General features: G+C 72.4%; 2 protein-coding genes. Both read right to left on the minus strand.

Annotation, left to right across the window (positions count from 1 at the left end):
- The coding region (locus ACJ73U_RS26305) for an SDR family NAD(P)-dependent oxidoreductase (protein ID WP_407780386.1) at positions 1-8,976 on the minus strand (8,976 nt) is incomplete at its 3' end.
- A 10-nt stretch (positions 8,977-8,986) separates the two neighbouring features.
- Positions 8,987-14,116: an SDR family NAD(P)-dependent oxidoreductase gene (locus ACJ73U_RS26310; protein WP_407780387.1), complete on the minus strand. Its 5,130-nt coding sequence runs from the start codon at positions 14,114-14,116 to the stop codon at positions 8,987-8,989.
- Between the last annotated feature and the right edge of the window lie 7 nt (positions 14,117-14,123).

The raw sequence follows: 14,123 nt of genomic DNA on the forward strand, positions 1-14,123 counted from the left end.
CAGCGCGCCGGTGGCGAACAGGTCGACGATCGCGCGCAGGATCTCGCCGATCCGCTCCGGTGTCACGTCCACCAGGTCGAACGGCCGGTAGGCCACTCCCGGGTGGACGCGCGCGACCTCGGCGGGATCGCGCAGGTCGGTCTTGCCCAACTCGACGCACCGGCCGCCGGGGGCGAGCAACCGCAGCGACGTGTCCGTGAACTCCCCGGTCAGGGAGTTCACCACCACGTCGACACGCGGGAACCGCTCGCCGAAGCCGAGGTTGCGCGAGGACGCGACGTGCCGTTCGTCGAGGCCGAGTGCGCGCAGCGCGTCCCACTTCGCCGGGCTGGCGGTGCCGAACACCTCCGCGCCGAGGTGTCCGGCGAGCTGCACGGCCGCGGCGCCGACCCCGCCCGCGGCCGCGTGGACCAGCACCGACTCGCCGGGCCGGATCCCGGCCACGTCGACCAGCCCGTAGTAGGCGGTGAGGAACGCGACCGGCACCGACGCGGCCCGCGCGAACGACCACCCGGCCGGGATGGGCGCGATCATCCGCTGGTCGGCGGTCGCGACCGGGCCGACGGCGTCGGCGAACATGCCGAAGACCCGGTCGCCCGGGGCGAGCCCGCTGACCCCGTCGGCGACCTCGAGCACGACGCCGGCGCCCTCGCTGCCGATCGTGGCGGCGCCGGGGTACATGCCGAGGGCGATCAGGACGTCTCGGAAGTTGAGCCCGGCCGCCCGGACGGAGATGCGGACCTGTCCTTCGGCCAGGTCGGCGTGCGGCGCGGCCACCAGCGCCAGGTCGTCGAGTGTGTTGGTGTCGGCGGCCGCGAGCCGCCAGTACGCGGTGTCCGGGAGGGCGAGCGCGGCGTCCGGGCCGACGGGTGCGATGCGCGGCGCGGTCAGCTCACCGGCGACCGCCCGCACCCGTGGCTCACCGGAGGCCAACGCGGCCAGCAGGTCCCGCCGTTCGGTGGTCCCGTCCGCCTCGATCAGGGTGAACCGCTCGGGGTGCTCGGCCTGGGCCGACCGCACCATGCCCCCCACGGCGGCTCCCGCGATCGTGTCGGGGGTCACGACGGCGAGCCGGGACCGGGCCCAGCGCTCGTCCCGCAGCCACGTCTGGAGCAGCGTGAGCGTGCGCTCGGTGGCCTCGTGGACGTCGGTCTCGGTGATGCGGGTGAGCACCACGTCCGGCACCCGGTCGCCGAGCTCCGCGAGGTCGTCGACGTCGACGAGGTCGGCCTCGGTCGGTTCGGCCGCGACCGGTAGCCACTCCAGCCGGTGCAGCCCGTCCGTCGCGGGGCCGGGATCCGCCACCGGGCGCAGCAGGATGGAGTCGATGGTGGCCACGGGCCGGCCGGTCGTGTCGGCCAGCTCGACGCCGACCTCGTCGTCGCCGATGGGGGTGAGCCGGGCCCGCAGGGTGCGGGCGCCGGCGGCGTACAACGTCACGCCGCGCCAGAGGAACGGCACGCGGGTGCGCCGGTCGTCGGCCATGGCGGTGAGCCCCATGGCGTGCAGTGCCGCGTCCAGGAGCGCGGGGTGCAGCCCGAACCCGCCGGTCGCCACGTCGTCGGGCAGCGCGACCTCGGCGTGGACGACGGCGCCGGCGGCCCAGGCGGCACGGAGTCCACGGAACGCCGGCCCGTACTCGTAGCCCAGGTCCGTGAGTGTCGCGTACAGGTCCGCCGCGTCGACGGGCGTGGCGCCGGCCGGTGGCCAGTCGGTCAGGTCGGCGGCCGGCTGCCGCGTGGGTGGCGCGAGCGTTCCGGTCGCGTGCCTGGTCCAGGTCGTCCCGCCGTCCCGCCGGGAGTGCACCCGCACCGCACGCCGCCCGTCGTCGTCCGCTGTGGACACGGTGACCTGCAGGAGCACCGGGTCCCGCTGGTCGATGCGCAGCGGGGCGTGCAGGGTGAGCTCCTCGATCCGGTCGTCGCCGCCGGCGTGGTGGACCAGCTCGACGAAGGCGGTGGCGGGGAACAGGACCTGGCCGTTGATGGCGTGGTCGGCGAGCCAGGGCTGGGTGCGCAGGGACAGCCGGCCGGTGAGGAGCAGGCCGCCGTCCTCGGCGAGCGCCACCGAGGCACCCAGCAGGGGGTGGTCGGCGGGGTGCAACCCCAGGTCGGTGGGATCGCCGGCGGTGGTGGTGTCGAGCCAGTAGCGGGTGCGTTGGAAGGGGTAGGTGGGCAGTGGGATGGTGTGGGCGCCGGGGTAGATCGCAGACCAGTCCAGCGGGATGCCGCGAACGAAGGCATGCCCGAGCGCGACGGCCAGCGCCTCCGGCGGCGGCCGCCGCCGGTGCTGGGTCGGGATGAGATCAGGAAACGTCGAGTCCGGCCCGATCTCGAAGAACGTCGCGACGCCCTCTTCTTCCGCGTACCGCAGACTGTCGGCGAACCGCACCGTGTCACGCACCTGCCGCACCCAGTACTCCGCATCCCCGACCTCCGTCACCACACCCGTCACCGTCGAGATGATCGGGATCTCGGGTGGCTGGAAAGCCAGTTCACGCGCGACAGCGGCGAACTCGTCCAGCATCGGCTCCATCCGATGGGAATGAAACGCATGCGACACCCGCAACCGCTGATGCTTCCACCGCCGCGCCACAGCCAACACCGCGTCCTCGTCACCGGACAACACCACCGAGTCCGGCCCATTCACCGCCGCGACATCCACCCCAGCAGGCAGATGTTCGGCGACCTCGGCTTCGGTGGCGCGCACCGCCACCATCGCCCCACCGGACGGGAGTGCCTGCATCAACCGAGCACGCGCCGACACCAACCGACACGCGTCCGGCAACGACAACACGCCGGCGACGTGCGCGGCGGACAGCTCCCCGATCGAATGCCCCACCAGGACGTCTGGCCGCACACCCCAATGCGCCAACAACCGGAACAACGCCACCTGAAACGCGAACAAGGCAGGCTGCGCGAACTCCGTCCGATCAACCCGCTCATCATCGACAACCTGGTCACCGAACTGGGCACACACCTCGTCGAACGCATCGGCGAACACCGGGTAGCACCGCAACCCCGCACCCATTCCCGGCCGCTGCGAACCCTGACCAGAGAACACAAACGCGGTCCTACCCTCCACCACCGAACCGGTGATCACCTCCGAACCCACAATCGCGGCCCGACGCTCCAACACCGCCCGGCTCGTCGCCAACGAGAAACCCACATCCACCGGATCCGCGACGATCGACCGCACCATCTCGACCTGCCGCGCCAACGCCGCATCCGAACGCGCCGACACCACCAACGGCACCACCAGATCCGAATCCCCCGAACGCACCACCGGGGGCACCTCAGACACCCCCTCCAAAATCACATGCGCATTCGTCCCACTAATCCCAAACGACGACACCCCCGCACGACGCACACCCGACCACTCCACTGGCTCGGTCAACAGCGACACCGCACCAGACGACCAATCCACATGCGGCGACGGCACATCCACATGCAACGTCCGCGGCAACAACCCATGCCGCATCGCCTCAACCATCTTGATCACGCCGGCCACACCGGCCGCCGCCGCGGTGTGCCCGATGTTCGACTTGACGGATCCCAGCCACAGTGGACGGTCCCGGTTCTGCCCGTAGGTGGCCAGGATCGCCTGCGCCTCCAGGGGATCACCCAACGCGGTGCCGGTCCCGTGCGCCTCGACGGCGTCCACCTCGCCGGGTGCCAGGCCGGCCGAATCCAGTGCGGCCCGGATCACCCGCTCCTGCGCCGGGCCGTTCGGGGCCGTGAGACCGTTCGACGCACCGTCGGAGTTGACCGCCGAACCGCGGACCACCGCCAGCACCCGATGCCCGCGACGGCGGGCGTCGGACAGCCTCTCCACCAACAGCACGCCGACGCCTTCGCCCCACGCCGTGCCGTCCGCGGCCGCCGCGAACGACTTGCACCTGCCGTCCGGCGCCAGACCACGCTGCCGGGAGAACTCCACGAACGCCGTGGGCTTGACCATCACGGCCACGCCGCCGGCCAGCGCCAGGGAGCACTCGCCGCGCCGCAACGCCTGCGCCGCCCAGTGCAACGCCACCAACGAGGACGAACACGCGGTGTCCACGGTGACCGCGGGCCCCTGCAGACCGAACGTGTAGGCGACCCGGCCGGAGATCACCGACGTGGCGCCACCGGTCAGGAAGTAGCCCTCCGCGTCGGCGGCGGCCTGCCGCGCGCCGGCCCCGTACCCCTGCGCCGACGCGCCGACGAACACACCGGTATCGGTGCCCCGCAAGGAAAGCGGATCGATGCCGGCTCGCTCGAACGCCTCCCAGGACGCCTCGAGCAGCACCCGCTGCTGCGGGTCCATGGCCGTGGCCTCCCTGGGCGAGATCCCGAACAGGCCGGCGTCGAAATGGCCGATGTCCGGCACGAACGAACCGTCGCGGACGTAGGTGGTGCCGGGCTGGTCGGGATCCGGGTCGTAGATGTCGTCGATGTCCCAGCCCCGGTCGGTCGGGGCGGCGGACACCGTGTCCACCTCGTCGACCAGCAGCCGCCACAACCCCTCCGGTGAGTCGACGCCGCCGGGGTACCGGCAGCTCATCGCGACGATGGCGATCGGTTCGTCGGCCGGGGCAGGCGCCGCGGCGGCGGACGTCGGTGTCGCGGCGGGTTCGCCGAGCAGCCGGGCGCGCAGGAACTCCGCGACGGCGACGGGGTTGGGGTGGTCGAACACCAGGGTGGTCGGTAGCCGCAGGCCGGTCACGACGCCGAGTTGGTTGCGCAGCCGCACCGCGGTCAGCGACTCGAAGCCCAGCTCCCGGAACGCCCTCGTCGGCTCGATCGCCTCGGTGGTGTCGTGCCCGAGCACGTCGGCGGCCTGCTCCCGCACCAGCGCCAGCAATAGCTCGGCGCGGCCGGCCGGCGGCAGTTCCCGCAGGCGGGCCAGCAGCGCGGTGTCGCCGGCGGCCTCCCGGTCACCGAGGAGGTCGGCGACCTCCGGGATCTCGCTGATCAGCGGGCTCGGCCGGGCCGAGGTGAACGCCGGGACGAACGCCTCCCAGTCGACGTCGGCGACCGTCAGCGTCGTCTCGGCCGCGGCGAGCGCGTCGGCCAGCGCGCTGATCGCGAGGTCCGGGTCCATCGGGCGCACGCCACGCCGGACGAGGTGCTCGGCAGCGCCGTCCCGGGCACCGATGCCGTCGCCGGCCCAGGCACCCCACGCCACCGACGTCGCCGGCTCGCCCCGGGCGCGGCGCCGCTCGGCCAACGCGTCCAGGTAGGCGTTGGCGGCGGCGTAGCCGGCCTGCCCGCCGCTGCCCCACACCCCGGCGTTGGAGGAGAACAACACGAACGCGTCCACCGAGCCGGGCGCCAGCAGGTCGTCGAGGTTCGCCGCGCCCCGCGCCTTGGCCCGCAGCACCCCGGCGAGTTCGGCGTCGCTCATCTCGGCGAGCGGGGTGAGCTGACCGACGCCGGCCGCGTGGAACACCGAGTCCGGCGGGTGTTGGGCCAGCACGGCGGCGAGCGCGTCCCGGTCGGCCACGTCGCAGGCGAGGACGGTGACGCGCGCGCCGAGTTCTTCCAGCTCGGCGCGCAGCTCGCGCGCACCGCTGGCGTCCGGCCCGCGCCGGCTGGTCAGCACCAGGTGGCCGGCGCCGTTGCGGGCCAGCCACCGGGCCACGTGGCCGCCGATCGCCCCGGTCCCGCCGGTGACCAGCACCGTCCCGCCGGGTGTCCAGGCAGGAGTTGCGGCCGCGTGGCCGGGAGCGCGCACCAGGCGCCGGGCGAAGGTGGCGTCGCCGCGGACGGCGACCTGGTCCTCCGGCCCGGCCAGCGCCGCGCACACCCGCGCCCACGCCGGCTCGTCGGGTTCGGCCGGCAGGTCGAGCAGACCGCCCCAGCGGTCGGGATGCTCCAGGCCGACGACCCGCCCCAGCCCCCACAACCGCGCCAACTCCGGGTCCGGCGGCGGGTCCTCCGGGCCGACCGCCACCGCGCCGCGGGTCACCAGCCACAGCGGGGCGGTGACGCCCACCTCGCCGAGCTCCCGCACCAGTGCGACGGTGTCGGTCAGGGTGTCCAGCAGGCAGACCACACCGTCCACCGCGGACCGGTCGGCGGTGGCGGCACGCAGCGCGCCCACCTGCGCCGGCACCGCCGTGGCGCCGCGGTTCTCCAGTGCGGCGGGGAAGTCGTCCTGCCCGGCGCCGACCACGAGCCAGGTCCCGGTGAGCCGCCCGTCGCCCTGCGGCACGGGCCGCCAGGTGACCCGGTACCGCCACTGGTCCACAGTGGACGGCGCGACGACGGGTGCCGGCCGCATCCAGTACCACTTCCGCTGGAAGGGATAGGTGGGCAGGTCGATCCGCCGGCCGCCGGCGACCGCCGGCGACCAGTCCACGTCGGCGCCGTGCACGTACGCCTCGGCGGCGGACGCGAGGAACTGGTCGAGGTCACCGTGGTCGCGGCGCAGCGTGCCCACCGCCACCGCGTCGGCCGCCGTGTCATCTGCTTTGTGATCGATGGTCGCGGCGATGGCCATCGTCAGCACCGGGTGCGGGCTGACCTCGAGGAAGACCCGGTGGCCCCGGTCGAGCAGCGTCGAGGTGCCCGGCCCGAAGCGGACCTGCTCCCGCAGGTTGCGGTACCAGTAGCCGGCGTCCATCGCGGTGGTGTCCAGCCAGTCGCCGGTCACCGTGGAGAGCAGTGGGACCTCGGCCTTCCGGGGCCGGATACCGGACAGCACGTCCAGCAGGCGGCCGCGGATCCGCTCCACCTGCGTGGAGTGCGAGGCGTAGTCGACCGGGATCTGCCAGGTGCGCACCCCGGCCGCGGCGCACCGGGCGACCAGCTCGCGCAACGCGGCCGGTTCGCCGGAGACCACCACCGAGCCGGGTCCGTTCACCGCGGCCACACCGATCCGACCGTCCCAGGGGGTCAGGTCGAGCTCGTCCGGCGCCGCGGCCACCGAGACCATCCCGCCCGCACCGGACAGCGCGGACAGTTCGCGACTGCGCAGCGCGGCGACCCGAGCCGCGTCGTCCAGCGACAACGCGCCGGCGACGCAGGCGGCCGCGATCTCGCCCTGCGAGTGGCCGATCACCGCGGTCGGCTCGACGCCGTGGGACCGCCACAGCGCGGCCAGCGACACCATCACCGCGAAGAGCACCGGCTGCACCACGTCGACCCGTTCGACCGGGGCGCCGGCACGCAGCAGGTCGATCACCGACCAGCCCAGGTGGGGCCGCAGCGCGTCGTCGCACTCCCGCATCCGGGCGCCGAAGGTGTCGGCCTCCGCCAGGAGGTCGACCGCCATGCCGGGCCACTGCGAGCCCTGGCCGGGGAACACGAACACCGGGTTGGCCGGACCGGACACCGCACCCATGGCGACCCGGTTGCCGGCCCTGCCGGCGGCCACCGCGGCCAACCCGGCGCGGTCGAACACCACCGCGCGGTGGCGCAACCTCGCCCTCGTGGTCAGCAGCGAGTACCCGACGTCGGCGGGACGGTGGTCGTCCACAATGGACAGCAGGGCGTCCGCCTGTGCGCGCAGTGCCTCCCGCGTCCCCGCGGAGAGCAGCCACGGCACCGAGTCGGGTGCGCCGCCGGTGGACTCGTCGCTGTCGGTGGACTCGTCGCCGTCGGGGGGGTCGTCGGTGGGTTGTTCCAGGATGACGTGGGCGTTGGTGCCGCTCATGCCGAAGGCCGACACCGCGGTTCGGCGCGGGCGGTCGAGGTCGGGCCACTGGACGGTCTTCGTGAGCAGCGACACCGCGCCGGCCGACCAGTCCACGCGGGGGGTCGGTTCGTCCACGTGCAGCGTCCGCGGCAGGGTGCCGTGCCGCATGGCCTGCACCATCTTGATCACGCCCGCGACCCCGGCGGCGGCCGCGGTGTGCCCGATGTTCGACTTGATCGACCCCAGCCACAGTGGACGGTCCCGGTCCCGGCCGTAGGTGGCCAGGACGGCCCGCGCCTCGATGGGATCGCCCAATGGCGTCCCGGTCCCGTGCGCCTCGACCGCGTCGACCTCGCCCGGCGTCAGCCCGGCAGCCGCCAGCGCGGCACGGATCACCCGCTCCTGCGCCGGTCCGTTCGGCGCGGTCAGGCCGTTGGACGCGCCGTCGGAGTTGACCGCCGAGCCCCGCACCACCGCGAGCACCGGATGTCCGCGGCGCCGGGCGTCCGACAGCTTCTCCACGAGGAGGACGCCGACTCCCTCGCCCCACGCCGTCCCGTCGGCCGCCGCCGCGAACGACTTGCACCGCCCGTCCGGCGCCAACCCGCGCTGCCGGGAGAACTCGACGAAGGGAGCGGGACCGGACAGCACCGTGGCGCCGCCGGCCAGCGCCATCGTGCACTCACCACGCCGCACCGACTGCACCGCCCAGTGCAACGCGACCAGCGACGACGAACACGCCGTGTCCAGCGTCACCGCCGGCCCCTGGAGGCCGAACGTGTACGCCACCCGGCCGGAGGCGACGCTGGCCGAGGTGCCGGTGAGCAGGTGGCCTTCGAGGTCGGCGGGGGCGCGGTCGGCGCGTGGGCTGTAGTCCTGCCCGTTGGTCCCGGTGAAGACGCCGACCGCCTCGCCCCGGACGGACGCCGGGTCGATGCCCGCGCGTTCGAACGCCTCCCACGAGGTTTCGAGCAGCAGCCGGTGCTGCGGGTCCATGGCGGTGGCCTCGCGGGGGCTGATCCCGAAGAACTCCGCGTCGAACTCGCCCGCCGCGGGCATAAAGCCGCCCTGCGTGACGTAGCTCGTTCCCGGGTGGTCCGGGTCCGCGTGGTGGAGGCTCCGCAGGTCCCAGCCGCGGCCCGGCGGGCACGGTCCGATCGCGTCCACCTCGTCCACCGTGAGCTGCCACAGCTGCTCCGGGGTGCCGATCCCGCCGGGGTAGCGGCAGGCCATCGACACGATCGCCACCGGCTCGTCGCGTGCCGACTCCACCTCGGCGAGCCGGTCGCGGGTGTGCCGCAGCTGCGCGGTCATCCACCTGAGGTGCTCGAGCAGCCTTTCGTCGTTCGCCACGGCCCGCTCCCTAGGACTTGCCGAACTCGTCGCGGATCAGGTCGAACAGCTCGTCGGCGCTCGCGTCGGCGAGGTCGCCGCCGGCGGGGACGCACGCCATGAGCAGCGTGCGCAGCCGGTGGCCGATCTGTTCCCGGACGGCGTTGTCGCCGTTCAGCTTCGGCAGGATCGACTCCAGCTCCTCGATGCTGGCCAGCGCGCGGTCGCCGACTGTGCCGGCGCCTTCGGTGGCGCTGACGGTGGCGTGCAGGTGGTCGGCCAGCGCGGCCGGTGTCGGGTAGTCGAAGGCCAGTGTGGCCGGCAGCGTCATGCCGGTGGCCACGCTGAGCCGGTTGCGCAGGTCGACGGCCGTGAGCGAGTCGAAGCCCAGCTCCCGGAAGGCGCGTTCCGGGTCGATGCCGTTCGGGTTCGGGTGGCCGAGCGTGGCGGCGACCTGCTGGCAGACCACCTCGAGCACGATGCGGTCCCGTTCCCCCGCACCCGCTCCGGCCAGCCGCGCGGCCAGCGAGTTCGCCTCTCCCGCGGCCTGGGTCGCCGGCGCGGCGAGCGCGGCGCGCACCTCGGGCAGGTCGGCGAGCAGCGGGCTCGGCCGCAGGACGGTGAACCCGGGGGCGAAGCGGTCCCAGGCGATGTCGACGACCACGGGTGTCGGGTCGGTGGACCCCACCACCCGGTACAGCGCGGAGATCGCGCGCGGTGGGCTCATCGCGAGCAGCCCGCGGCGGCGGAGCCCGTCCGCGTTGGCCCCGCCGGCCATCCCGCCCTCCGCCCACGGTCCCCAGGCGATCGACGTGGCGGCACGGCCCCGGGCGCGGCGGCGTTCGGCGACGGCGTCCAGCACGGCGTTCGCCGCCGCGTACGCACCCTGTCCGGCGCCGCCCCACACGGCGGCGATCGAGGAGAACAGCACGAAGGCGTCGAGTGGGTCGTCGTCGAACAGTTCGTCCAGCAGCAGGGCACCGTCGACCTTGGCGGAGACGATCGCCGCATAGTCGCCGAGGTCGGTGCGTTCGGCGGGGTCCTGCGCCGCGCCGGCGGCGTGCACCACCGCCCGGATCGGCGACCCGGCCTGACGGAACCGGTCGATCAGGGCGGCCATCGCCTCCCGGTCGGTGACGTCACAGGCCTCGACGGTGATCTTCGCGCCGAGTTCGGCCCGAAGCTCGGCCGCGCCGGCCGCGGCCGGTCCACTGCGGCTGGTCAGCACCACGTGCTCGGCGCCGTCCCGGATCAGCGCCTTGGCCAGGTGGGACCCGAGTGCACCGGTTCCGCCGGTGATCAGCACCGTTCCCTTCGGGCGCCAGGCGGGTCCACTGGCGTCGCCGGCCCGCACCAGCCTGCGGACGAACAGGCCCTCGGGTCGCACCGCCAGCTGGTCCTCGGTGTGGCCGAGCGCGTCGCGGAACCTCGCGCGGGCGGGCTCGTCGAGGGTCGTCGGCAGGTCGATCAGGCCGCCCCACGACCGTGGGTGCTCCAGCGCCATGGTCCGGCCGAGCCCCCACAGCTGGGCCTGCTCGGGGCTCGCCGGCGGGTCGTCGGGACTGGTGCCCACCGCGCCCCGGGTGAGGATCCACAATGGCGTGTCCTGCCGCGCGCGTTCCCTGGCGTCCAGCAGCAGCAGGGTTTCGGTGCCCAGCAAGGAGACCACACCGCTCACGCCCGCTCTTGAGGTCAGGTCGTCGGCCAACGTCCGCGCGCTGGCGCCGGGCGCGACGACGAGCGTCTCGGTGGCGATGTCCTTCTCCGCCAGTGCCAGCTCCACGTCCGGCGCGGGCCGGCCCGCGGGGACGACGAGCAGCCAGGTGCCGGTCAACGGCGTGCGTCGCGGGTCGTCCAGGGGCTTCCAGTGCACGCGGTAGGTCGGAACGTCGGCAGTGGCCTGTCGTGGCCAGTAGCGGCTGCGTTGGAAGGGGTAGGTGGGCAGCGGAATGGTGTGGGCGCCGGGGAAGATCGCAGACCAGTCCAGCGAGATGCCGCGAACGAAGGCATGCCCGAGCGCGACGGCCAGCGCCTCCACCGGCGGACGCCGCCGATGCTGGGTCGGGATGAGATCAGGAAACGTCGAGTCCGGCCCAACCTCGAAGAACGTCGCGACACCCTGCTCCTCCGCGAACCGCAGACTGTCCGCCAGGCGAACCGTGTGCCGCGCCTGCCGCACCCAGTACTCCGCACCCGCGACCTCGGACACGTCACCGGTCACGGTGGAAATGATCGGGATCTCGGGTGGCTGGAAGGTCAACTCGCGAGCCACCGCGGCGAACTCATCCAGCATCGGCTCCATCCGATGGGAATGAAACGCATGCGACACCCGCAACCGCTGATGCTTCCACCGCCGCGCCACGCCCAACACCGCGTCCTCATCACCAGACAACACCACCGACTCCGGCCCATTCACCGCCGCAACATCCACCCCAACAACCAAATGCTCGACAACCTCCGCCTCCGAAGCCCGCACAGAAACCATCACCCCACCAGACGGCAACGCCTGCATCAACCGAGCACGCACCGACACCAACCGACACGCATCCGACAACGACAACACCCCAGCAACATGCGCCGCAGCCAACTCCCCGATCGAATGCCCCACCAGAAAATCCGGCCGCAACCCCCAACACACCAACAACCGAAACAACGCCACCTCAAACGCAAACAACGCAGGCTGCGCGAACTCCGTCCGATCAACCCGCACATCATCAACGACCTGATCACCGAACTGGGCACACACCTCATCGAACGCATCGGCGAACACCGGGAAACACCGCAACCCCGCACCCATCCCCGGCCGCTGCGAACCCTGACCAGAAAACACAAACCCCACCTTGCCCTCCACCACCGAACCCGTAACCACCTCCGAACCCACCACCGCCGCCCGACACTCCAACGCCGCCCGCGTAGTCGCCAACGAGAAACCCACATACACCGGATCATGCTCGGAAGCCAACGACCGCACCATCTCGACCTGCCGCACCAACGCCGCCTCCGAACGCGCCGACACCACCAACGGCACCACCACACCCGAATCCTCCGGACGCACCACCGGGGGCACCTCAGGCACCCCCTCCAAAATCACATGCGCATTCGTCCCACTAATCCCAAACGACGACACCCCCGCACGACGCACACCCGACCACTCCACCGGCTCGGTCAACAACGACACCGCACCAGACGACCAATCCACATGCGACGACGGCGCATCCACATGCAACGTCCGCGGCAACAACCCATGCCGCATCGCCTCAACCATCTTGATCACGCCACCGACTCCCGCGGCGGCCTGGGCATGTCCGATGTTGGACTTCAACGACCCCAACCACAACGGACGCTCCCGACCCTGCCCATAGGTCGCCAAAATCGCCTGCGCCTCGATCGGATCACCCAGCCGAGTACCCGTACCATGCGCCTCCACCACATCAACCTCATTCGGCGACAGCCCAGCATCCGCCAATGCGGCACGGATCACCCGCTCCTGCGCCGGACCACTCGGCGCCGTCAACCCATTCGACGCCCCATCCGAATTCACCGCCGAACCACGAACCACCGCCAGCACCCGATGCCCGTTCCGCCGCGCATCCGACAACCGCTCCACCACCAGAACACCCACACCCTCGCTCCAACCGGTGCCCTCCGCCGCGGCCGCGAACGACCGACAACGACCATCCACCGACAAACCACGCTGCCGAGAAAACTCCACAAACCCCGACGGCGTCGACATCACCGCCACCCCACCAGCCAACGCCAACGAACACTCACCCCGCCGCAACGCACCGACCGCCACATGCAACGCCACCAACGACGACGAACACGCCGTATCCACCGTCACAACCGGACCCTCGAGACCGAACGTGTACGCCAACCGGCCGGACAGGATGCTGCCGGCGTTCCCGATGAGCACGTGTCCTTCCAGGCCGGGCTCCTCGGCGAGCAGTTGCGCGTAGTCCTGGCCGCTGGTGCCGGTGAACACGCCGGTCCGGCTGCCCCGCAACGACAACGGATCCAACCCCGCGTGCTCGAACGCCTCCCACGACACCTCCAACAGCAACCGCTGCTGCGGATCCGTCGCCAACGCCTCACGCGGCGAGATCCCGAAGAACCCCGCGTCGAAATCCGCGACACCGGACAGGAAGCCGCCGTGCCGGGTGTAGCTGGTGCCCGGCACGTCCGGATCGGGGTCGTACAACCCGTCCAGGTCCCAGCCGCGATCGGTGGGGAAGGCGCTCACCGCGTCGACGCCGGCGGCCACCAGGTCCCACAGACCGCTCGGGGACCGAACCCCGCCGGGGAACCGGCACCCGATCCCGACGATCGCCACCGGTTCGTGGGAGGCGGTGGCCACGCCATGGGTCGGCTGGTCCGTTCCCGTCGTGCCGTGCAGTCGGTCGCGGAGGTAGGTGGCCAGCGCCGCCGGGTTCGGGTGGTCGAACACGACCGTGGTCGGGAGCGCCAGGCCGGTCGCGGCGCTCAGCCGACTGCGTAGCTCGACCGCGGTGAGCGAGTCGAACCCGAGATCGGCGAAGGCGTGTTCGGTGGGTACCGACTCCGCGGACGCGTGCCCGAGGACGGCTGCCGTGTGCGCACGCACCTGCTTCAGCAGCAACCGCTCCTCGTCGGGATCAGGCGCGTCTACCACGGTGGTGGTCGGTGCCGCCACGGCGGCCCGCGGGGTCACCGTGGCGTCGAGCCAGTAGCGGGTGCGTTGGAAGGGGTAGGTGGGCAGCGGGATGGTGTGCGCGTCGGGGAAGATGACGTGCCAGTCCAGCGGGATGCCGCGAACGTAGGCGTGGCCGAGCGCGGTCGCCAGTGCGTGCGGTGCGGGACGCTTGCGGTGCTGTGTGGGGATCAGGCCGGGGAAGGTCGAGTCCGGCCCGATCTCGAAGAACGTCGAGACGCCCTCTTCTTCCGCATACCGCAGACTGTCGGCGAACCGCACGGTGTCGCGCACCTGCCGCACCCAGTACTCCGCATCCGCGATATCGGACACGTCGCCGGTGACGGTGGAAATGATGGGGATCTCCGGCGGGCGGAAGGTCAACTCGCGGGCGACGGCGGCGAACTCGTCCAGCATCGGCGCCATCCGATGGGAGTGAAACGCGTGTGACACCCGCAACCGCTGATGCTTCCACCGCCGCGCCACGCCCAACACCGCGTCC

The sequence above is a fragment of the Actinophytocola sp. genome, from assembly GCF_045807065.1.
GTDB lineage: Bacteria > Actinomycetota > Actinomycetes > Mycobacteriales > Pseudonocardiaceae > Actinophytocola.